The following is a 326-nucleotide window of genomic DNA, read 5'->3' on the forward strand; positions in this document are numbered from 1 at the left end:
GATAAAAAACAAAAGCAGCGTTATCAGCCAAAAGGACTGAATCGTATGCTGAGTGAGTTTGCTTATGCACAAATCATAGAAGCCATCGAACGAAAAGCAGCTTATGAAGGTGTTGAAGTGATCAAAGTCGATCCAGCGTATACGTCACTGATAGGTAAATTGAAGTATGTACGGGATAAAGGAATGAGTGTGCATCAGGCAGCGAGTTATGTAATCGCAAGAAAAGGGATCGGATACAAAGAGAAGATCTTGAGAGAATATCGAGTATTCGTAAAAGAAAAGCAAACACAAACAGAGAAGTGGGCAGCGATTGGTAAGAAGATAGG

1 protein-coding gene is annotated in these 326 nt (G+C 40.5%); it reads left to right on the forward strand.

Annotated features, from left to right (window positions below):
- A partial coding sequence (locus DAHG_RS18230) for an IS200/IS605 family accessory protein TnpB-related protein (protein WP_022936310.1) occupies nucleotides 1-326 on the forward strand: 326 nt, incomplete at both ends.

Source organism: Dielma fastidiosa (assembly GCF_000313565.1).
GTDB classification, from domain to species: domain Bacteria; phylum Bacillota_I; class Bacilli_A; order Erysipelotrichales; family Erysipelotrichaceae; genus Dielma; species Dielma fastidiosa.